We start from the raw sequence: 21,495 nt of genomic DNA on the forward strand, positions 1-21,495 counted from the left end.
TATTTATAACCCCCCTCCCCCTAGCCTTGAAGTCATGCCAACGCTGAATCCAACTGCATTACGCAAGGACAGAGACATGACTCAAGCAATAACAAAAACAGACACGCTGGTGGTAGGCGCCGGCCAAGCTGGCGTGGCCATGAGCGAGCATCTGAGCAAGCAAGGGGTGCCCCACTTGGTGCTGGAGCGCAGCCGTATCGCCGAGCGCTGGCGCACCGGGCGTTGGGATTCGCTGGTGGCCAATGGGCCGGCCTGGCATGACCGCTTTCCGGGGCTGGAATTCGACACGGTCGCTCCGGATGGATTTGCGCCGAAAGAGCATGTGGCGGATTACTTTGAAGCCTATGCCCGCAAGTTCAATGCGCCGATCCGTACCGGCGTGGATGTGCTGTCCGTGGTGCGTAATGTCGGCCGCCCAGGCTTTACCGTGCACACCAGCGAAGGCGTGATCGAGGCCAACCGTGTGGTCGCCGCCACCGGGCCGTTCCAAAAACCAGTGATTCCGGCCATCGCGCCGAAAGACAGCGCGCTGCACCAGATCCACTCCGCCGACTACCGCAACCCCGCGCAATTGCCGGCCGGTGCGGTGCTGGTGGTGGGCGCGGGTTCCTCCGGCGTGCAGATCGCCGATGAATTGCAGCGCTCCGGACGCCAGGTGTATCTCTCGGTCGGTGCCCACGACCGCCCGCCCCGCGCCTATCGCAATCGCGACTTCTGCTGGTGGCTGGGGGTGCTGGGCGAGTGGGACCAGGCGGCCATGAAACCCGGCCGTGAGCACGTGACCATCGCGGTCAGCGGCGCACACGGCGGCAAGACCATCGACTTCCGTGAGCTGGCCCAGCAAGGCATGACCCTGGTCGGCCTCACGCAAGCCTTCAACGGCAGTGTCGCCAGCTTCCAGCCGAACCTGGTGGAAAACCTGGCACGCGGCGATGAAAACTACCTGGCCCTGTTGGACGCAGCCGACGCCTATATCGAGCGTAACGGCGTCGATCTGCCGCTGGAGCCCGAAGCCCGTCGCGTATTCCCTGACGCCGACTGCATCAAGCACCCGATCCTGGAACTGGACCTGGCCAAGGCCGGTGTCACCTCGATCATCTGGGCCACCGGGTTTGCCGTGGACTACAGCTGGCTGAAGGTCGCCGCCTTCGACGAAGCCGGCAAGCCCCAGCACCAGCGCGGCGTGTCCAGCGAAGCCGGGATCTACTTCCTCGGCTTGCCATGGCAATCGCGTCGGGGTTCATCGTTTATCTGGGGCGTCTGGCATGACGCCAAGTATGTGGCCGACCACATCGCCATCCAGCGTCAATACCTTGAATACCGCGAAGCCGCCCCGGTGGTTCGTCCCTCCCCTGTCAGCGCCTGATCCCTTTATTGCCGGAGTTTTTGATGCCTACTCACACTCGCATCCGCATGTTCAACACCAAGGAAACCTACCCTAACCAGAGCCTGGACAACGACCTGTGCCAGGCCGTACGTGCCGGCAATACCGTGTACGTGCGCGGCCAGGTGGGCACGGATTTCGAAGGTAACCTGATCGGCCTTGGCGACCCGCGCGCCCAGGCTGAGCAAGCGATGAAAAACGTCAAGCAACTGCTGGAAGAGGCCGGTTCCGACCTGTCGCATATCGTCAAGACCACCACCTACCTGATCGACCCGCGCTACCGCGAGCCGGTGTATCAGGAAGTCGGCAAATGGCTCAAGGGCGTGTTCCCGATTTCCACCGGGCTGGTCGTATCGGCGCTCGGTCAGCCGCAGTGGTTGATGGAAATCGATGTGATCGCCGTTATTCCAGAGTAAGGAGCCGCACATGACCTTTTCAATCGTCGGCCGTTGTGCCGAAACCGGCCAGCTGGGCATTGCCATCAGCTCATCGAGCATTGCCGTAGGTGCCCGTTGCCCGTGGCTGCGGCCCGGCGTGGGCGCGGTGTCGACCCAGAACATCACCCTCCCGGCCCTGGGCCCGGACGTGCTGGACCTGTTGGAGCAAGGCCTCGCCCCCGCCGATGCGGTCGACAAGGCGCTGACGCGCAACGGTTACAGCCAGTACCGGCAACTGACGGCGATTGATCACCTGGGCCGCAGCGTGCATTTCAGCGGCAGCGAAACCCTCGGCACCCATAACGCCGTGTCGGGCGAACAATGTGTGGCGGCGGGCAACATGCTCGCCGAACGCACGGTGATCGAGGCGATGATCACGGCCTTCGAGCAAGGTGAAGGCCAGTTGGCGGACCGGTTGCTAGCGGCGATGCATGCCGCCATCGCCGCCGGGGGCGAAGCCGGCCCGGTGCACTCCGCCGCGCTGGTGGTGGTGGGCGAACTGACCTGGCCGATCATCAACCTGCGCGTGGATTGGGCCGATGAACAACCGATCCTTGAATTGCAAAAGCTCTGGGAGGCCTATCGCCCGCAAGTGCAGGACTACATCGACCGCGCCCTTGCCCCGGACCGCTCCCCTGGCTACGGCGTGGCCGGAGATGACCGATGAGCGCCAGCCGCGAACTGCTGCAGGCGCTGGTGGGGTTTGACACCACCAGCCGCGAATCCAACCTGCAACTGATCGAGTTTGTACGCGATTACCTGGCCGGTTTCGGGGTATCCAGCGAGTTGGTCTACAACGAAGATCACAGCAAGGCCAATTTGTTTGCCAGCGTGGGTCCGGTTGAGTTGCCGGGGATCGTGCTGTCGGGGCACACCGATGTGGTACCGGTGGACGGCCAGCCCTGGACCGTACCGCCGTTCGAGCTGACCGAACGCGACGGCAAGCTGTTCGGGCGCGGCACCGCCGACATGAAGGGTTATATCGCCTGCGTGTTGGCACTGGTGCCGGCGTTGGTCGCGGCGCCGTTGCGGATGCCGGTGCACATCGCACTGTCCTATGACGAAGAAGTCGGTTGCCTGGGCGTGCGTTCGTTACTCAAGGTGCTTGAAGAACGGCCAGTGAAACCCATGCTGTGCATCATCGGCGAACCGACCGAACTCAAGCCGGTGCTCGGCCACAAGGGCAAGTTGGCGATGCGCTGCGACGTGCACGGCGAGGCATGCCATTCGGCCTACTCACCGTATGGCGTGAATGCGATTGAGCATGCTGCCGAGCTGATTGGTGAGCTGGGACGGATTGGCCAGCGGCTGCGGGAGACCCAGGATGCGCGGTTTGATCCGCCGTTCAGCACGGTGCAAACCGGTGTGATCAGCGGTGGCAAGGCCCTGAATATCGTCCCGGCGGATTGCCGGTTCGATTTTGAAGTGCGTGCGTTGCCGTCGCAGGACCCCGCCGAAGTGGCTGAAGAACTGAAGGCCTACGCCGAGCAGCAGGTGTTGCCGCGCATGCAGGCGGTGAGTGCGCAGAGTGCGATTCACTTTACTGAGTTGTCGGCCTACCCAGGCTTGGTCACCGATGAGCGCAGCCAGGCGGCGGAGTTGATCGCGGCGTTTTCCGGCTCGCGGGCGTTCGGCACGGTGGCGTTTGGCACTGAAGGTGGGTTGTTTGACGCCGTGGGCGTTCCCACGGTGGTGTGCGGACCGGGGAGCATGGACCAGGGGCATAAGCCGGATGAGTTTGTCAGCCTGGAGCAACTGGCGGGGTGTGACGCTATGCTGGGGCGGATGCTGGACTCGATTCGCGCCTGAACACTTCATGCAAATCCCTGTGGCCTTGTTTTTGTGGTGAGTGGGCTTGCCCCGTGCGAGGCAAGCTCGCTCACTACAAAAGCTCGGTTCCTACGGCCGGAGCCCTAGGCGAGGAGTCGGGCGAGTTCTTCGCGGCAGTAATCGACAAACAGTTGCACCGGCTTGGTCAACGGCGCGCGGCGAAGCCAGACTGCCGACAAGCCTGAACCGGTCACCGTTTCTGCCAACGGCACACACACCACTTTCTGGCCATCGTAGGTGTATTCGGTAAACGGCTTGGTCACCAGGATGGAAAACCCGAACCCCCGCCCCACCATCCCCCGCACCATCTCGATGGACGGCGAGCTGAACACGATATTCGGCGTCAGCCCGCGCTCTTCAAAGATGCTCACGAAGTAGGTGCGACTCGGCAGCACATCCAGCAAGATCATCGGTTCCAGCACTAGGTCCGCCAGTGAGACCTTGGCCTGCTGCGCGAAACGATGATCCGCCGGCAACAGCGCATATGGCTGCTGCGGCGGCATCAATGGCGTGGTTTCGATGGTCGCGCCCAGGTCATGTTCGAACAGCATCGCCACGTCGATACTGCCTGCCGTCAACGCCTGCACCAGTTCCTGCTGCTCGCCATCACGAATGCGGATCTCCACCCCCGGCCAACGCGCCTTGAAGCCGGCGATCAAGCGGGGCAGGTACAACGGCGCCACGGTTTCAAAGCAGCCGATATCGATTTGCCCCGCCACCACGTCATTGTCCGCGAGGGCGTTCTGCTCGAACTCATGGGCTACGCGCAGCAACTCCAGGGCCTTGCGATAGAAGCGTGCGCCGCTGGGCGTCAGCGACACCCCCTGGGCGTGATGACGGATAAACAGCTGCACGCCAAAGCTGTCTTCCAACTGCTTGATCGCCGTGGACACCGACGGCTGCGCGATGTACAGCTTGCGCGAGGCCTCGGCGACGCTGCCGCATTCGGCCGTAGTGACGAAATATCTGAGTTGGCGCAGGTTGTACGCAGCCATCGGGACCTCCAGAAACGTGGGACTTCGCCCGCTAAACAGGTGTAGGCAACATACCGGAGCGCGGCAAGGCTGCGAGCTATATTTTTTAAGGTCTATAGCAACAAACTTACTAATTTACCTCCCCGTGTCCATTGCAGATCATCACTCCAACAACAAAGCGCCGCGCACGTGGCGCACAGCGAAGTACGTCAACGTACTCACCTTGCCTTGGAGTTCGTCATGGTCACCACTGCAACATCCTCCGCCCCGCTTATCGAAAAACACACGATTGGATACGTGCCCCCGGAAGATCGCCATGGAAAGGTAAGAGACCTGTTCACCCTGTGGTTCGGCGGCAATATTGCGCCGCTGCCGATCGTCACGGGTGCGCTGGGTGTGCAACTGTTCCACCTCAACCTCCTCTGGGGCATCGTCGCCATCCTCATCGGCCACCTGGTCGGCGGCGTGCTGATGGCGCTGCACTCAGCCCAGGGCCCGCAAATGGGCATCCCGCAAATGATCCAGAGCCGCGCCCAGTTCGGCTCCCTCGGCGCCTTGCTGGTGGTGGTGATCGCCGGCGTGATGTACATCGGTTTCTTCGCCTCCAACATCGTGCTCGCGGGTAAATCCCTGCACGGCGTGGTCGACGCGGTGCCCGTGCCGGTGGGCATCGTGATCGGCGCCATTGGTTCCGGGATCATCGGCATCATCGGCTACCGCTTCATCCACGTGCTCAACCGCATCGGCACCTGGGTGCTGGGCGCCGGGATCGTGCTGGGCTTCGGCTACATATTTACCCACGTACAGACCACGGACTTCCTGACACGCGGCGAATTCAACATCGCAGGCGTGCTGGCGACCGTGTCCCTGGCGGCCCTGTGGCAAATCGCATTTGCCCCCTACGTGTCGGACTACTCGCGCTACCTACCGGCTGACGTGCCGGTTGCGTCCACCTTCTGGACCACCTACCTCGGCTCGGCGCTGGGCTCCAGCCTGTCGTTCATCTTCGGCGCGGTCGCCGTGCTGGCGACTCCGGTGGGGATGGATACCATGGACGCCGTCAAACTCGCCACTGGGGCGATTGGGCCCCTGATGCTGGTGCTGTTCCTGCTCAGCGTGATCAGCCATAACGCGCTCAACCTGTACGGTGCCGTACTGTCGATCATCACCCTGGTGCAGACCTTTGCCTACCGCTGGATTCCAACGGCGAAAAGTCGTGCGGTGATTTCGATTCTGGTATTGGCCGCCTGTGCGATTGCAGCCGTGTTTGCCTCGAAAGACTTCATTGGCCATTTCGTCGACATGGTGTTGGTGTTGCTGGTCGTGCTGGTGCCATGGACGGCGATCAACCTGATCGACTTCTATGCGATTCATAAGGGCAAGTACGACATTGCCTCGATCTTCCGCGTGGATGGCGGGATTTACGGGCGGTATAACCCACAGGCGCTGTTGGCGTATGCGGTTGGCATTGTGGTGCAGATTCCATTTATGAACACGCCGCTGTATGTGGGGCCGATTTCGGAACACATCAACGGGGCGGACTTGTCCTGGGTGGTGGGGTTGGTGGTGACGTCGCCGTTGTATTTCTGGTTGGCGAGCCGGGACAGTGCGTATAAGCGCCGGATGGAGGGGGGAAAGTTGGTAGGGGAGATTTAATCCGGCTGTTTTGGATTGAGCTGTGAAGGAAACCCGCTTTGGCGGGTTTTCTGGTTGCGATGAGTGTGCATTGGCTCCTACCGGCGATAGCGTTTCAGTGCCAGGCACGTGATGTTTCTCTATGATAGAACCTTTCGCTTAGTGCCTCAGGAAAGACCATGCCCGCCCTCACCTTCCGCAATGCCCACCCCGCCGACGCTGCCCAATGCTTTGAAATCGAAACAAGCGCCTACGAAGGCGACGAAGCCGCGACACTGGAAAAGATCGCCACGCGCATTGCGCAGTACCCGCAAGGCTTTTTGATCTTGGAGGCCGAGGGCCAAACCGTGGGTTTCATCAACTGCGGTTGCGCCTATGACGTGGTGATGTCGGACGAGGCGTTCAAGGAGTTGGTGGGCCATTCGGCCGAGGCGCCGAATGTGGTGATCATGTCGGTGGTGGTCGACCCGGCGCAGCAGGGCAAGGGCTATTCCAAGGCGTTGATGACCGAATTCGTGCAGCGCATGCGCGACATGGGCAAGCAGACGATCCACTTGATGTGCAAAGAACAACACGTGCCGTTGTACAAGCGCATGGGCTACCACTACACCACCCCCTCACCTTCCGACCATGGCGGAATGGCGTGGCATGAGATGATGATGGCGCTCTAGAGCACCGCAGGTGGGTTCCGATTGTGTGTCGAGACATCTAAGGCGTAGCGACAGCTCAAAAGATCAATGTATTTCAATCCGCAAAAAGCTGGGGCGCGGCTCCAATCTCTGACGCCAGACTTGAGACCACACACGATAAACAAGACATGGCCTACAGTCTCACAACCGACTGCGTGTACGGACCCGAGGCTGGTTTCAGCCCGTTACATCCCCGTGAAAACACCTCATTGAATGACTTGCCGGCGCTCGATAGCCTGCGATGCGCCCATCAGGGTATTTTTATTTTCATCACAGAGGTGTACTCATGTCTTCAATTGGTGGATTGAACCCTTTCGCTTCGATGTATCAGGCATTCGAAATCGGCAGGATCGATAGCGACAAACCCAGGCATAACCCCCTTGATCAGTCGGCGGGAGATGATGCCGAATACTTCGATCACAACACCCAAAGCTGGCAACCGACGCAGTCTGCCGGCAACGGACACTATGCGCCCTTGGGTGATCCTTACCGCGAGCCTATAGATTTCGAGATCAAGGCCGATGGCGAGGGACGCTGGGAGCGGGCGTAAGACCATTGGCGGCCCAAGGCAGTGCGCACCTGCCTGGGCCGTTCAACACGCACCTGGTGAGATGCAACGATGACTGCACCTTCAATTGAGATCAGCGACCAACCCAACCCCGAAGCCGAACGCATCCTAGGCAGCGGGCTGGCGGCATTTAACGAAAGCATCACCGGCTACAACGATCGCAGGCCGCTGATGGTGCTGATCAAAGACACCGAAACGGATCAGATCCTCGGCGGCATCACCGGTAAAACCACGCAGGGCATGGCCTTTCTCGACCTCTTCCACCTGCCTGAACACCTGCGGGGTTCGGGCTTGGGCAGCCAATTGCTGCAAGCCTTCGAAGACGAAGCCCGGCGTCGGGGTTCTCGCAACGCGGTGCTCTATACCCTGAGCTTCCAGGCGCCAGGGTTCTACGAGAAGCACGGTTGGGTGAAATTCGGTGAAGTGCCCTGCGAGCCTGAGGGCAGCAGCCGGGTGTTTTTGTCTAAATCACTTTGATGTCTTGCCAGCCCAGGCCGGCAAAGTCCTGCGTGAATTCGAGCAACTCTCGGTCGATGTCGTGGGCGTGGCCATGTGTCCCGCTGTCGGCCAAGCCATACGCGCATCAAAATACCCGCACGACTGCAAGGTGCCGGGTAAGTCATAGCCTGACCTGACCATAGGCGGTAGCACGCCGATACATAAGGCGTCCGAAGGGAGGGCATCGCGAATCAGGATGGGTGATGAAGCGGTCTTGCGTAACCAGGCTCGGAACGAGGTCAGCCGCCGTTTTAGCATAGATCCACACAACCAGGCCCTACCGATAGCAAACCAATATCATTTGCGCACAGCCCGCCGCTTTGCTTTAATCGCGACCAATTCTTATTTACACGCTTTTTGAGCTGGACGGGCAGTGTGTCGACCTCTTTTTCCCACCTCTACGGCACCCACCACAGCTGGCTGCTCGGCCTGCTGCGTCGACGCCTGAACGACCGCTGCGATGCCGCCGACCTGGCCCACGACACGTTTGTCCGGATTCTCAGCCGCCCACCCGCCGAAACCGACCCCGTACGCCAGCGCTCCTACCTGGCCACCATCGCCCGCGGGTTGTGCATCGACCATTGGCGCCGGCGCCAGCTCGAACGTGCGTGGCTGCAAACCCTGGCCGAACAACCTCAAGCGCTGCAACCGTCGCCGGAACAGCGGGCGATCATCGTCGAGACGCTGGTGGAGGTAGACGCCATGCTCGCGCGCCTGCCGAAGAAAGTCAGCGAAGCCTTCCTGCTCGCCCAACTGCATGGCCTGCCCTACAAGCAGATCGCCGAGCAGCTTGGCGTGGGCGAGCGCATGGTCAAGAAGTACATGGCCCAGGCCCTGTTGCATTGCGCGATCCTGGAAGCCGAGCTCGACGGGATGCTGGTGCTATGACGCTCCCCGGCAAACTCAGTCACGCCTGCCTGGAGCAGGCGGCACAGTGGTATGTGCGCCTGCAGGATCAGGGCAGCGCCCTGGAGCAACTGCGCTGGCAAGCTTGGGTCGCGCAAAACCCCGAACACCTGGCGGCCTGGCAGTATGTGCAGCGGGTAAGTCAGCGTTTTGCCCCGCTGCAGGAACAAGCCCAGAGTGCCAGCCGGGCCTTGCGCAGTTCGCGGCGTCAGACGCTCAAGACCCTGTTGGTGCTGTGCGGCGGCTCGGCGCTGGCCTGGGGAAGCTGGCGCAACACCGCCCTGCCGCGGCTGGTGGGTGGCTGGAGCGCGGACTATGCAACCACCAGCGGCGAAACACGCGATGCGCTGCTGGCCGATGGTAGCCATGTGTGGCTGAACGCATTGAGCGCGCTGGATGTTCGATTTGATACGAGGCAACGGTTGCTGCATCTGCGCTTTGGCGAGGTATTGATCGACACAGCCAAGGACGCCAGTCGGCCGTTCCTGGTCGACACTGAATACGGGCGTATGCAGGCGCTGGGTACCCGTTTCAGTGTGCTGCAAGGCGACGATCACACCCAGCTCAATGTCTTCGAAGGCCGCGTGCAGGTCACCACCCAAGACCGGCAGGTGCGCATCATCGAAACGGGCCAGCAAGCATCCTTCACCCGCGACGGCTTCAAGCCCATCACAACGGCCTCCCCGGCGCGGGAAGCGTGGAGCCGTGGCGTGCTGTTGGCGGACAACATGCCGCTTGGGCAGTTGATCGCCGAACTCAACCGTTATCGCCCAGGCCATCTGGGTTGCGACCCCGCGGTGGCGCAGTTGCCGGTGATGGGTTCGTTCCCGCTCAAAGACAGCGATCATGCCCTGCACCTGTTGCAGGCGGCGCTACCGATTCGGGTCGACCGGCCGTTACCGTGGTGGGTATCGGTCGGGCCGCAGTAAAAAATCTTCAACCGCCAGTTCCCTTTTTCAACACTCGTTCGGTTAACCCTGCAGACGCTTTGAATTCGCCGATCGATTTGATCCAAAGGGAAACATCCATGTCGCAACCTGCTCGCTTCGCGCTGCGCCCATTAGCGCTGGCCACTTCGCTGTTCTGCCTCGGCGCGCCGATGGTACACGCCGCCGACTCGCCTTCGACCCAGGAAGCCGCCCGCCCATACCGCATCGCCGCCGGGTCCCTGGTCAGTGTGTTGAACAGCTTCGCCGAGCAGTCAGGCATTTTCATCGCCGGCCACAACAGCCTCGCCGCGGACAAGACCAGTCCCGGCCTGAACGGCAACTACACCCCGGCGGCCGGCTTGCAGCGCCTGTTGCAGGGCAGCGGTTTGCAGGCCCTACCTCAGGGCAACAACGGCTACGTGCTGGAGCTGATCCCCGCCAACACCGGCGCGCTGGAGCTGGGCGCTACCACGATTTCCGGCCAAGACCTGGGCGCCACCACCGAAGAAACCCATTCCTACACCACCGGCTCCATGGCCTCGGCCACTGGCCTGCCGCTGTCGATGCGTGAAACCCCGCAGTCGGTGACGGTGATCACCCGTCAGCAGATGGACGACCAGGGCACCAACAGCATCGCCGATACCCTGCGCCGCGCCCCCGGCGTCAGCGTGCAAAACTACGACAGCGAGCGCTGGGAGTTCTCCAGCCGTGGCCTGCCGATCACCAATTTCCAGTACGACGGCGTCAACTCTACCTACGACGGGGTGTATGACTACGGCACCACCAGCACCGACATGGCGGTGTACGACCACCTGGAAATCATCAAGGGTTCTGCCGGCCTGCTGAGCGGCTCCGGCGATCCTTCGGCCACGGTCAACCTGATTCGCAAAAAGCCCACGGCAGCGTTCAAAGCCTCGGTGACCCAGACCTTCGGTTCCTGGGACAATTACCGCACCGAAGGCGACATTTCCGGCCCGCTGACCGAGTCCGGTAACGTGCGCGGCCGCTTCGTCGGTGTGTACCAGGATCGCCAGTCGTACCTGGACCACTACCAGCACACCAAGGACATCGCCTACGGCATCCTCGAGGCCGACCTCACACCCGACACACTGCTGACCTTCGGTATCGACCAGCAGGACACCCGCTCCCGCGGCGCCAGCTGGACCGGTTTCCCGATGTACTTCAGCGACGGCTCGCGCACGAATTTCTCGCGCTCATTCAACCCGGCCGCCGACTGGAGCCGTCGCGACTTCAACAACCAGACTATCTTCGCCTCGGTGCAACAGAAGCTGGCGAATGATTGGTCGCTCAAAGTCAGCCTCGACCGCAAGCGCAGCCAGCACGACACCCTGCTCGCCTCCGCCAGCGGCGGCAACCCAGACCCGGTCAGCGGCGAGAACATGTACATGTTCATGGGCAAATACAAGGGTGACCAAGTGCAGAACACCCTGGACGTGAACCTCAGCGGGCCGTTCAACCTGTTCGGCCGAGAACACGAGTTGATCATGGGTTTCATGGCCACTCGCTCCAAACAGGATGTGCCGGTGTACGGTTCGGTGTACCCGCCCGTGGGCGGCAGCATCTTCGACTGGCACGGCGAATACGCCAAACCCGACATACCGCGCAGCGGCCAGAACGATATCGTGCAGCGCCAGACCGGCGCCTACCTGGCCACACGCCTGAAACCCACCGATGATCTATCGGTCATCCTCGGCACCCGCGTGAGCAATTTCAGCGGCACCGACAACACCGATTTCTACGACCCGACCAAACCCGACAACCGCACCAGCTATCACCAGAGCGGCGTGGTCACGCCGTATGCCGGGATCGTCTACGACCTCAACGACACCTGGTCGGTGTACACCAGCTACACCCAGATCTACCGCCCGCAGAACAGCAAGGACGCCGACCGCAAGCTGCTTGATCCCATCGAAGGCGACACCTACGAGGCGGGGATCAAGGCCGCGTTCTACGAGGGCCGCCTGAACGCCAGCTTTGCGGCGTTCCGCATCGAGCAGGACAATGTGGCCGAATACGTCTCAGGCTTCGAGACCGACTCGGTGTATCGCCCGATTGCCGGTGCGACTACCAAAGGTTTCGAGGCGGAACTGTCGGGTGAGGTGCTGGACGGTTGGAATGTCTCCGCCGGCTACACCTACCAGCACACCCGCGATGCCAACAACGGCTACGTGTACAGCTCGGTGCTGCAAACCACCACGCCACAGCAAGTGGTGCGCCTGTTCAGCACCTACCGCCTGCCCGGCGCGCTGGAGAACGTCACCGTGGGCGGCGGTGTGAACTGGCAAAGCGAGTTCTTTGGCAATGTATTCCAGCCCGATCCAAACGATACGGTCAACTTCGGCCATAACTCGCGCATCACCCAAGACAGCTACTACCTGGTTGACTTGATGGCACGCTACCGCTTCAACGAGCACTTGAGCACCACGCTGAATGTGAAGAACCTGTTCGATAAAAAGTACTACACCGGCCTGGGCAACTTCGGCACCGGTTTCTACGGCGAACCCCGCAGCCTGCAACTGGCGACCAAGTGGGATTTCTGAGATGACGACGGTGGAGGTCTGTGCAATGATCCCTTCACTTGCTCAAGGGAGGGACCCGCCGCCATGTCGCCGAACAGCCTCGCTCACCCCTCACGCTCGCCGCGCTTCTGGCGCGACGAGCGCCTGCCCTTCATCGAAGCGCGCACCATCGCCGATGGGCGCAAGGTGACCTATAGCCGTCACGCGCATGAGCATTTCTCCATCGGTGTAGTCACCACCGGACGCAGCTATTACCACTACGGCGCCGAAACGTTTGAGATCAGCGCCGGCACGGTGGTGTTGATGAACCCTGGCGACGTACACGCCTGCAACCCCATCGCCAATGAGCCGTGGTCCTACCAGATGCTGTACATCGACACGCCCTGGCTGACAGACTTGCAACACCAGTTGGGGTTCGGCACGGACCAGGGTTACCGCCCATTCAGCACGCCCTACACCCGGGACACGGTGCTCTACGACGGCCTGTTGGAGTTGTACGGGATACTGGCGGATGAACAGGCCGAACACCTGCAAAAACAGAGCGCACTGGTGAGTTACTTCACTGAAGTTCAACAGCGCCTCAACCCCTCCGACACGCCGGTGCGTGAGGTCAACCACAAGCTGGAACGCGCCGCCGACTACATCCGCGAACACTGCACCGACGCCCTCAAACTGGAAGATATCTGTGTAGCAGCCGAGCTTTCACCGTCCTACCTGATCCGTGCGTTCAAGCAGTATTACGGCCTGACGCCCCATGCATTCCTGGTCAACCAGCGTATCCAGTTTGCCCGCGCGCAATTGCGCCAGGGTGAACTGATCGCCGACGTCGCGCTGGCCGCAGGCTTTGCCGACCAGGCGCACTTCCAGCGCACCTTCAAGCAGCATTTCGCTGCCACGCCGGGGCAGTACCGCGACCGACTCAAGCCATCAATAAATAACCCACACTGGCCACCAGCAACGCGGCCATTGAGCGGTTGAACACGCGAACGCCCTGAGGGTTGCCGAGGTAGCGGCGCAGGAATGTGCCGGCGTAGGCCCAGCACGCCACCGACAGGTAGCAGATAACCAGATAGAGCGCCGCAAACAGCCAGACCTGTGCGGCGTCGCCATCCGCCACAAACAAGCCCATCCCCGCCACGCAGGCCAGCCACGCCTTGGGGTTGAGCCATTGCATGATCGCCCCATAGACCATCGACGGCGCCGTTGCGGCGCCCTCGGCATCCAGCCGGCCATCGTCCGCGGCCAGTTTCCAGGCCATGTACAGCAGGAAGGCCACCCCGCCCCACTGGATCAACTGGGTCAAAATCGGCCAGCGTACCAGCACCTCATGCAAGCCCAGCCCAATCAACACCAGCAACAGCGTGAAGCCGACGGCCGCACCGAACACATGCTTCTGGCTGGCGACAAAACCGAAGCGAGCCCCCGAACTCAGCGCCACCACATTCACCGGACCCGGCGTGATGGACGTGGCCAGGGCGAAGGCAGCCATGGAAATAATCAAGCTCATTGCAACTCCTTTTGTTCGAAACCGTGATGGTGTGGCCACGGTAAACGGCGAGTCAGATCGCGGTATTGAACAAAATGACCCTCGTCGGATTAGCCACTCGACGAAAAAGCCCGCCTGCAGTTGGACTGGCAACCACGCTCGACCAGCAACACGCTGATCGATTGTGCCAATGGCCTGATCGCCCACAAGGTCGTTTAGATGCTTTTATTCCATTGATATAACTGCATTTTTTTCTTTCGAAAGGCCGATTTTGATAGGCAAAAATGCGTATTTCCCGTGCAGGAGCCGGTGCTAGAGTTCAGCCCCTACTCATCGCAAAGAAGGAACCGCTATGTCACGTCGTCTGTTGGCAGCTGCCTGCCTGATGCTGTCTTTTTCTGCGGCTCAAGCCGCTGAACGCTGGGAAACCCTGCCGCCGACTCCCGCCGCCGTGGCGGGCGCGAAAACCGGTTACGCCGGCGTCAACGGCATCAAGGTCTACTACACCCGCACCGGTCATGGCTCACCCGTGGTGCTGCTGCATGGCGGTTTGTCCAACTCCGATTACTGGGGCAACCAGGTCAAGGCGCTGGCGGCCAAGCACACGGTGATCAGTATCGACAGCCGTGGCCACGGGCGCAGTTCGCGGGATGACAAACCCTACGGTTATGACCTGATGGCCGACGATGTGGTGGCCGTGCTCGACCACCTGAAGATCCCCCGCGCCGATATCGTCGGCTGGAGCGACGGCGCCATCATCGGCATCGACCTGGCCCTGCGTCACCCGGACCGTATCGGCAAAGTTTTCGCCTTCGCCGCCAACACCCAGACCTCGGGTGTGAAGGACGCCGTGGAAAAAAATCCGACCTTCGCCGCCTTTATCGAACGCGCTGGCAAGGAGTACGCCAAACTGTCGCCGACGCCTAAAGAGTACGACGCGTTTGTCGAGCAGATCAGCCATATGTGGGCCAGCCAGCCGAACTGGACCGACGCCCAACTGCAGAGCATCAAGACGCCGATTCTGATTGCCGACGGCGACCATGACGAAGCAATCAAGCGCGAACACACCGAGTACATGGCAACGACCATTCCAGGTGCTGGCCTGTTGATCCTGCCGAACACCAGCCACTTTGCGTTCCTGCAGGACCCGGCGTTGTTCAATGCGGCCGTACTGGGCTTCCTTGACAGCAAATAGACGCTGTACCCGCCGGCGCGCAGTGTTGATCACCGATCATGAACCTGGCGGTAAAGGCTTCGTTGTCCACGGACAGCCCGGTGTACCTCAACCGTTGATCAACGAAAAATGCGCGCCGACTCCGGCGCGCACGCCCTCCGCCACGGCCAGCGCTACGGATCCGGCGGCGAGGGACGCATCGCCACAGGCAAACACGCCAGGCGTGGATGTCTGGCGCATGTCATTGGTGTGCAGGTAAGCACCGGTGGGGCCGTCGTCAAGCTCACAGCCCAGTTGCGCGGCCAAAGGGCTGATTTGGGTGCGAGACATCGTAAAGATGCCGTCGAGGCTGAACACTCGGCCATCGTCCAACTCCAGGTCGGCTCGCTCGCCGAAGATGCGCCGTACCGCGCCGCTTTCCACGCTGACCCCACGCCGATCCAACTGCGCCTGTTGTTCGGCATCCGGGGTGAACACGCCCTGGGTGAACAACGTGGTGGTGCCCCAGTCCGGCAGCATCAGTGCGTGGTGCATGGCCAGGGGTGAAGTTGCCAACACACCGATGCGGCCTTTGTCCAGCTCGTAGCCGTGGCAGTAAGGGCAATGGAAAACGTGCTTGCCCCACCGCTGTTCGAGGCCTTCGATGGCGGGCAACGTGTCCACCACCCCAGTGGCCAGGATCAGGCGTTTGGCGTGAAAGGTACCGTTGCATTCGCTGCGAACGGCAAACCCTTGTGATTCTGCACCCGCCTCAATCACGCTGTCTTGCACCCAAGTGACCGTCGGGTACTGCATCAATTGGCTGCGGCCTTGAGCAACGATGGCCTCCGGAGCCTGGCCATCCTGGCCGAGGAAACCGTGAGACGTTGCCGCAAAACGGTTGCGCCGTTGCCCCGCATCAACCACCAGCACCTGGCGTCGCGCCCTTGCCAGTTGCAAGCCTGCTGACAGACCGGCATAGCTGCCGCCCACGATAATGACGTCGTACATCATGATGGTGATCCCTGCTTTACGCATTCGGTTGTCCGAATGCTTTCACGACACACCATATGTTACGTGAAAATACTGCGTCAAGACTCTCGCAACTTTTTAGGTTACGAACGATACTTTGGTCCGAATCACCCTGAGGTTTATTAATGAGAAATGACACCCGACTGTCGCGCATGCTCCACGTACTTATCCACATGGGTCGCCATGAAGAGCGCGCAACCTCGGAGACTATCGCGCAAATGCTCGGCACCAACCCGGTTGTGGTGCGGCGCACACTCGGGCTGCTCAAGGAAAAAGGGTATGTACGCTCGGAGAAAGGTCACCAGGGCGGCTGGAGCCTGGGTAAGCCCCTGAGTGAGATCACCTTGCTGGAGATTCACAACGCCCTGGGCACGCCGTCGATATTCGCCATCGGCCTGTCGACCGACCACCCGCAATGCCTGGTGGAACAGGCGGTGAACGCAGCGCTGACCGATGCCTTTGACCAGGCTCAGTCGTTGTTGCTGGCGCGGCTGGGGGATGTGACGCTGGAACAATTGGCGAATGACTTTGACCAGCGCTATCGCATCGCCATGGCGCGTTGACCGGCTACAACCCGCGATTGCGCAACCATTGCAGGAAACCCTTCTTGACGGGTACCACCGGCGCGTCCTGAGTCAAGGCCTGCGCAGCGTGCAGGCGGAAATCCAGCAAGGTTTTCATGGCCTCGCTGATGTCGTGCCGCGCATCCAGGCAGGGCTTCAAGTATTCCTTCTCGATGCGGTACAGGGTGCAGAAGGTCTTGGCCGAGAAATCCGCCAGCGCCGCCTGGTCTGACAGAATACCCGCCTCGCCAATCACCTCCGCCGGCCCCATGCGCCCGGCTTCGAACTTGTGTCCGCCCTTGGTCAGCATCACCGAGACCACCCCGGATTCGACGATAAACAAATGATCACTGACCTCCCCGGCCGGCAGGATCATCTCGCCGGCGCGGTAGGTGTGCAGGGTCATGTTCTGGCTGAAGGTGTCTTTCTCTTCCTGGCGCAAGGTGGAGAAAATCGACGAACGCTCCAGCAATGCGCGCGCCGCAGACATTGCCGGCGGTGTGCTGCTTTCAGTGGCAGACAGCAGGCCGACGCCCGCCGCTTGCAGGTGACGGAAGGCCAAATCGTAAAGCTGGTTGCGCACTTCACGCTTAAGGGTCATGGCCGGTACAAAACCGCTGATTTCATACTCCACACCACCACTGGCCGAGGTCTTGAACGCCACACTCGGCGCCGGCTTGCCCAGCAGCGGCCGACACCCCTGCATCGCCCGCTCCAGCGCCTCGATCACCGTTTGCGGGCGCGCATGGGGGCTGACTTGCAGGCTGACCGAGAGGCCGAACATGTCCGCCGGGCGCGAGAAATTGATGATCTTGGCCTTGGCCGCCAGGGAGTTGGGGATCACCGCCAGGCTGCCCTGGGAGGTTTGCAGACGCGTGGCGCGCCAGTCAATATCGGTCACCCGGCCTTCGGTGCCGTCGATAGAGATCCAGTCATCGATCTGATACGGCTTGGTGGTGTTGAGCACAATCCCGGAGAACACATCGCTCAACGTGCTTTGCAGCGCCAGGCCGACAATGATCGCCACCGCGCCGGAAGTAGCGAGCACGCCCTTGACCGGCAGGTCGAGCACATAGGCCATGGCGGCGATGATCGCGATCAGGAAGATCACGGCGCCGACCAGATCCTGCAACAGGCGCCCGGTGTGCCCGACGCGCTGCATCATCACCGCACCGAGCAACACCGTCAGCGTGCGCGCCGCGAACAGCCACCAGCCGATCTGCAAGGCAGTGGCCGCCAGGTGCAATGCGGTGTTGTCCGCATAGGGTGCCATTTGCATGGGGTTCATGCCGTCGTTGAACAGCACGGCGCTGTACACGGCAAAGATCGCCAACCGCGCCGCGAGCTTCCAGTTGGCGAGGTTGACGGAAATAAGGCGCCACACTGCGATGTCGATAAAGATCAGCGCCAGGGCGCACAACATCGGGTGATCAGCGATAAATGAGGGCATCCAGGCGACTCCAGGGTGAATGCCGTGAAGATCGCATGAAATGCCGCTGCAGGGTATAGCGGGTGTGCTTACATCTGGCCGAAACGACCGGATTGAAAGTCCGCAAACGCCTGATGAATCTCCTGCTCGGTATTCATCACGAACGGGCCATGCCCGACGATAGGCTCGTCGATGGGTTCGCCACTGAGCAGCAACACCTTGGCGTCGTCGTTGGCCTCCAGTGTCAGTTGGCGACCATCACGCTCAAACAGCGCCAATTGCCCTTGGCGCGCGACTTCCGCGCCATTGACCAACACCGTACCGCGCAGGATCACCAGGGCTGTATTACGCCCTTCGTGCAGGTCCAAAGTGACGGGCTTGCTGGCGTTGAGGCGCAAGTCCCACACGTCGATAGGCGTAAAGGTGCGGGCCGGGCCTTGGGTGCCAGCAAACTCGCCAGCAATCAGGCGCAGTTGCCCGGCGTCGTTGGCCAACGGCAGTACCGGAATGTCGCCATCGACAATCGTCTGGTAACCGGCGTCGGCCATTTTGTCCTTGGCCGGCAGGTTGACCCACAGTTGCACCATCTCCAGCGCCCCGCCGCTACGGGCAAACGCTTCGGAGTGGAACTCTTCGTGGAGAATGCCTTTGGCGGCAGTCATCCATTGCACGTCGCCGGGGCCGATGGTGCCACCGGCGCCGGTGGAATCGCGGTGTTCGACTTCGCCATCGTAGACGATGGTCACGGTCTCAAAGCCGCGATGAGGGTGTTGACCGACGCCGCGACGTTGTTCGGTCGGCGTGAAATCTGCCGGACCGGCGTGGTCCAGCAGCAGGAATGGGCTGATGTGCTTGCCCATGGTGTCGTAGGAAAACAGCGTGCGCACCGGGAAACCGTCGCCGACCCAATGGCCGCGAGGGCTGGTGTAGATGCCGATAAGCTTTTTCATGGTGTACCTCCAAAGTGCATACACCATAAGGCTGCTGGCCGTTGGGCACTAGCCGGCAAAAGCGGCCTGGATCGTCCTACGTATAGGACAATCCCTTGACCTGGCGCTGACGCAGCAGATGAAACGCGACAAAGGCCGTCAGCGCAAAACAGGCCTGGATGATGATCATCGGCGCGGCACTGCCATCGCGCAGTTGGCTCAGCAAGACGCCGCTGCAGGTGGCGCCGAACATCTGCGCAAACCCCATCAAGCCTGCTGCCAGACCGGCGCGGTGTGCGTTGGGCATGACGCCACCCGTCACCGACCCTGGCAGCACCAGGCCGCCGCCCAGGGTGACCAGCGCGATCGGAATATCCAGGCCGAGTACCGATAGGCCGAACAGCGCATAAATGACCAGCGCTGACACGCCGCCGATGGCCACCATTGTCACGCCCATCGCCACAATCCGCTGGGGGCCCAGGCGCAGGATATTGCGTCGGGTGTAGGTGGAACCGACGATGAGCATCGACACGATCAGGCCGAAATTGATCCCGTACTCAAGAGTGCTGAAGCCCAGCAGGTTGATAAACACCGCCGAAGAACCGGCAATCACCGCAAACATCGCGCCATAGGTGCACGCCAAGGCCACGGCGAACGCACGGTATTGACGGCCCTTGAGCAGATCCAGGTATTGCCCGCCGAGGGTGCGCCAGTGGCCGGCCTTGGGATCGAGGTAGTGGTTGCTCTCGCGAAAGAACAGCAAGGCCAGCAGCAACACCACGCTGCCAATCACCAGCGCCAGGACGATCGGCGCGTGCCAGCCGAAGAGTTTGATCAACAGGCCACCGACCATGGGTGCCACCACAATGGCGTAGAGCATGCCGATCATGGTCAAGGCCAGTGCAGGCCCCGCCTCGGCCTTCCACACGTCCCGCACCACCGTGCGCGCCAGTACCAACGCGGCGCAGGCGCCCAGGCCTTGCAGCACGCGGGCGGCGATGAACTGGTGGATGTCGTGGACCAACAGCATCGACAAGGTCGCCAGCACGTACAGCACCAGGCCGCCGATCAGCACCGGACGCCGGCCGATACGGTCCGACAGCGGGCCGAACAGCAATTGCCCGAGACCAAAGGCAGCGACAAATGCCGACAGTGCCATCAATGCCGAGCCGGCTGGCGCTGCCAATGCATGCTCGATGGCGCCAAGGCCAGGGATGATCAATTGGGTCGAAACCTCACCCAGTGCCGTCAGGGCCACCAGTAAAAACAGTAGGCTTCGCGAGGGGACCGGGGCATTTGTCATGAGGTGTATCCGGGGGGCTGGATTAATTTATATTTCGACCATAATATGCGTAAAAAATTATGTCCATAATTTTTTGCCCAACGGTTATCCCCGGAGCCCGCCATGCACCCTCTTCCCTTGCGTCTTCTCACGCCCCTGGCCCTATTAATCGTCCTCAATGGTTGCAACAGCAAAGCCGACACCGCCGCCGAAGTCCCTCAACCGCGCCCGGTCCTCGCGGCCAAAGTCGAAGCCGCCGGCACCCAACAGAGCGCCTATACCGGCGTGGTCGCGGCACGTACCGAAAGCGACCTGGGTTTCCGGGTCAGCGGCAAAGTCATCGAACGCAAGGTCGATCCTGGCCAGCACGTGTCCCGTGGCGACACCCTGCTGGTGCTGGACATCGGCGACTTCGAACTGGCCCTGCGCTCGGCAAAGAACCGCGTCAACGCCGCCCAGGCACAACTGCGCCAGCGTCGTGACGACGAAAACCGCTACCAGCGCCTGGCCAATACCGGCGCCGTGTCGCGGCAGATCTTCGACCAGTCCGCGACCAACCTGCGCGTCGCCGAAGCCGAGCTGGCCTCGGCGCAATCCGACGCCAGCCAGATCGAAAACCGTCGCACCTACTCCGTGCTCAAAGCCGATGGCGACGGCATCATCACCGACGTGCGCGTGGATCGCGGCCAGGTGGTCGCCGAAGGGCAGATTGTGGCGCGCCTGGCCCATGACGGTGCCCGCGAAGCCATCGTCAACCTGCCGGAAAACCAGCGCGACCAGGCCTCACAGAAAGCCCTGGCCTTCCCCTTCGGCGCGCCTGACCAAGCGGTGAGCGCCACGTTGCGCGAACTCTCTGCCAGCGCCGACCCGACCACCCGCACCTACCGTGCCCGCTACGTGCTGCACGGCGCCGTCGACCGCTTCGCCCTCGGTTCCACCATCACCGTGCGCCTGCAAGGCAACGGCCAGGCCGAGCAAACCCGCGTGCCCATCGGCGCACTGCATGACGCGGGACAAGGCACCGGCGTGTGGCTGATCGGCGCAGATGACAAAGTCAGCTTTGCTCCCGTGAACGTCGCCAGCCTCGGCCAGGAAGACGTGCTGCTCAACAGTGGTGTTGCCCCCGGCCAGGTCATCGTTGCTCTCGGCGCACACCTGCTGCACAGCGGTGACGCCGTGCGCCTGCTGCCCGCGCAAGTACTGGCCCTCAACCGCAAACAGGACAACTGAG

General features: G+C 61.6%; 21 protein-coding genes. 15 read left to right on the forward strand and 6 right to left on the reverse strand.

Going from position 1 to position 21,495, the window contains the following annotated elements; genetic code table 11:
• Positions 1–34: 34 nt before the first annotated feature.
• Genes EJ576_RS27300 through argE form a run of 4 tightly spaced genes read left to right on the forward strand, consistent with a single transcriptional unit; the run spans position 35 to position 3,630 of the window.
• The gene (locus EJ576_RS27300; RefSeq protein WP_371923958.1) at positions 35–1,366 is read left to right on the forward strand and encodes a flavin-containing monooxygenase; all 1,332 of its coding nucleotides are present in this window, start codon (positions 35–37) and stop codon (positions 1,364–1,366) included.
• A 23-nt stretch (positions 1,367–1,389) separates the two neighbouring features.
• Positions 1,390–1,800: a RidA family protein gene (locus tag EJ576_RS27305; protein ID WP_016969085.1), complete on the forward strand. Its 411-nt coding sequence runs from the start codon at positions 1,390–1,392 to the stop codon at positions 1,798–1,800.
• A gap of 10 nt (positions 1,801–1,810) precedes the next feature.
• Positions 1,811–2,488, forward strand: coding sequence for a DUF1028 domain-containing protein (locus tag EJ576_RS27310; RefSeq protein WP_126571568.1), 678 nt, complete (start codon positions 1,811–1,813; stop codon positions 2,486–2,488).
• Positions 2,485–3,630, forward strand: a complete 1,146-nt coding sequence (argE, locus tag EJ576_RS27315; protein WP_126571569.1) for an acetylornithine deacetylase — start codon at positions 2,485–2,487, stop codon at positions 3,628–3,630. Before EJ576_RS27310 ends, argE begins: the two co-directional genes overlap by 4 nt.
• Positions 3,631–3,734: 104 nt before the next feature.
• Here argE and EJ576_RS27320 read toward each other — a convergent pair whose 3' ends face one another.
• The gene (locus EJ576_RS27320) at positions 3,735–4,646 is read right to left on the reverse strand and encodes a LysR substrate-binding domain-containing protein (protein ID WP_122728793.1); all 912 of its coding nucleotides are present in this window, start codon (positions 4,644–4,646) and stop codon (positions 3,735–3,737) included.
• 219 nt (positions 4,647–4,865) lie between these two features.
• Between EJ576_RS27320 and EJ576_RS27325 the strand changes: the two genes are divergently transcribed.
• The 8 genes from EJ576_RS27325 (at position 4,866) to EJ576_RS27360 (ending at position 13,368) form a co-directional block, all read left to right on the forward strand.
• Complete coding sequence (locus EJ576_RS27325; RefSeq protein ID WP_122728796.1) at positions 4,866–6,281, forward strand: cytosine permease; 1,416 nt, start codon at positions 4,866–4,868, stop codon at positions 6,279–6,281.
• Positions 6,282–6,439: 158 nt separating this feature from the next.
• On the forward strand, positions 6,440–6,931 hold the full coding sequence (locus EJ576_RS27330) for a GNAT family N-acetyltransferase (protein WP_126571570.1): 492 nt from the start codon (positions 6,440–6,442) through the stop codon (positions 6,929–6,931).
• Between the two features lie 304 nt (positions 6,932–7,235).
• On the forward strand, positions 7,236–7,499 hold the full coding sequence (locus EJ576_RS27335; RefSeq protein ID WP_126571571.1) for a hypothetical protein: 264 nt from the start codon (positions 7,236–7,238) through the stop codon (positions 7,497–7,499).
• Between the two features lie 69 nt (positions 7,500–7,568).
• Positions 7,569–7,994, forward strand: a complete 426-nt coding sequence (locus EJ576_RS27340; RefSeq protein ID WP_126571572.1) for a GNAT family N-acetyltransferase — start codon at positions 7,569–7,571, stop codon at positions 7,992–7,994.
• Positions 7,995–8,390: 396 nt separating this feature from the next.
• Positions 8,391–8,903, forward strand: coding sequence for a sigma-70 family RNA polymerase sigma factor (locus EJ576_RS27345; RefSeq protein WP_126571573.1), 513 nt, complete (start codon positions 8,391–8,393; stop codon positions 8,901–8,903).
• Positions 8,900–9,850 (forward strand): FecR domain-containing protein, encoded by a 951-nt coding sequence (locus EJ576_RS27350; protein ID WP_126571574.1) that lies wholly within the window; start codon positions 8,900–8,902, stop codon positions 9,848–9,850. The genes EJ576_RS27345 and EJ576_RS27350 overlap by 4 nt, the downstream gene beginning before the upstream one ends.
• A 98-nt stretch (positions 9,851–9,948) precedes the next feature.
• Positions 9,949–12,411 (forward strand): TonB-dependent receptor, encoded by a 2,463-nt coding sequence (locus EJ576_RS27355; RefSeq protein ID WP_126571575.1) that lies wholly within the window; start codon positions 9,949–9,951, stop codon positions 12,409–12,411.
• 63 nt (positions 12,412–12,474) lie between these two features.
• A complete protein-coding gene (locus EJ576_RS27360; RefSeq protein WP_122728809.1) occupies positions 12,475–13,368 on the forward strand; it encodes an AraC family transcriptional regulator in 894 nt (297 codons plus the stop codon).
• Here EJ576_RS27360 and EJ576_RS27365 read toward each other — a convergent pair.
• Positions 13,310–13,897 carry a LysE family translocator gene (locus tag EJ576_RS27365; RefSeq protein WP_028616617.1) on the reverse strand — a complete coding sequence of 196 codons (588 nt, stop codon included), beginning with the start codon at positions 13,895–13,897 and terminating at the stop codon, positions 13,310–13,312. The two genes, EJ576_RS27360 and EJ576_RS27365, sit on opposite strands and share 59 nt — an antisense overlap.
• A gap of 331 nt (positions 13,898–14,228) precedes the next feature.
• On the opposite strand from EJ576_RS27365, the gene EJ576_RS27370 reads away from it, so the two are divergent.
• Positions 14,229–15,071, forward strand: a complete 843-nt coding sequence (locus EJ576_RS27370) for an alpha/beta fold hydrolase (protein WP_126571576.1) — start codon at positions 14,229–14,231, stop codon at positions 15,069–15,071.
• A gap of 87 nt (positions 15,072–15,158) precedes the next feature.
• On the opposite strand, the gene EJ576_RS27375 is transcribed toward EJ576_RS27370, so the two are convergent.
• Positions 15,159–16,043 (reverse strand): NAD(P)/FAD-dependent oxidoreductase, encoded by an 885-nt coding sequence (locus tag EJ576_RS27375; RefSeq protein WP_126571577.1) that lies wholly within the window; start codon positions 16,041–16,043, stop codon positions 15,159–15,161.
• 143 nt (positions 16,044–16,186) lie between these two features.
• Between EJ576_RS27375 and EJ576_RS27380 the strand changes: the two genes are divergently transcribed.
• Positions 16,187–16,624, forward strand: a complete 438-nt coding sequence (locus EJ576_RS27380) for an Rrf2 family transcriptional regulator (protein WP_068934276.1) — start codon at positions 16,187–16,189, stop codon at positions 16,622–16,624.
• Between the two features lie 4 nt (positions 16,625–16,628).
• Here EJ576_RS27380 and EJ576_RS27385 read toward each other — a convergent pair whose 3' ends face one another.
• The 3 genes from EJ576_RS27385 to EJ576_RS27395 all read right to left on the reverse strand — a co-directional run bounded on the left by EJ576_RS27385 (position 16,629) and on the right by EJ576_RS27395 (position 20,285).
• The gene (locus EJ576_RS27385; protein ID WP_122728817.1) at positions 16,629–18,074 is read right to left on the reverse strand and encodes a mechanosensitive ion channel family protein; all 1,446 of its coding nucleotides are present in this window, start codon (positions 18,072–18,074) and stop codon (positions 16,629–16,631) included.
• 68 nt (positions 18,075–18,142) lie between these two features.
• The gene (locus EJ576_RS27390; protein WP_122728820.1) at positions 18,143–19,003 is read right to left on the reverse strand and encodes a pirin family protein; all 861 of its coding nucleotides are present in this window, start codon (positions 19,001–19,003) and stop codon (positions 18,143–18,145) included.
• Between the two features lie 76 nt (positions 19,004–19,079).
• Positions 19,080–20,285 carry a multidrug effflux MFS transporter gene (locus EJ576_RS27395; protein WP_126571578.1) on the reverse strand — a complete coding sequence of 402 codons (1,206 nt, stop codon included), beginning with the start codon at positions 20,283–20,285 and terminating at the stop codon, positions 19,080–19,082.
• Between the two features lie 102 nt (positions 20,286–20,387).
• Between EJ576_RS27395 and EJ576_RS27400 the strand changes: the two genes are divergently transcribed.
• Positions 20,388–21,494 (forward strand): efflux RND transporter periplasmic adaptor subunit, encoded by a 1,107-nt coding sequence (locus tag EJ576_RS27400; RefSeq protein ID WP_126571579.1) that lies wholly within the window; start codon positions 20,388–20,390, stop codon positions 21,492–21,494.
• The last annotated feature ends 1 nt before the right edge of the window (position 21,495 follow it).

This window comes from Pseudomonas sp. C 49-2 (assembly GCF_003970195.1).
In the GTDB taxonomy this organism is placed as follows: Bacteria; Pseudomonadota; Gammaproteobacteria; order Pseudomonadales; family Pseudomonadaceae; genus Aquipseudomonas; species Aquipseudomonas canadensis.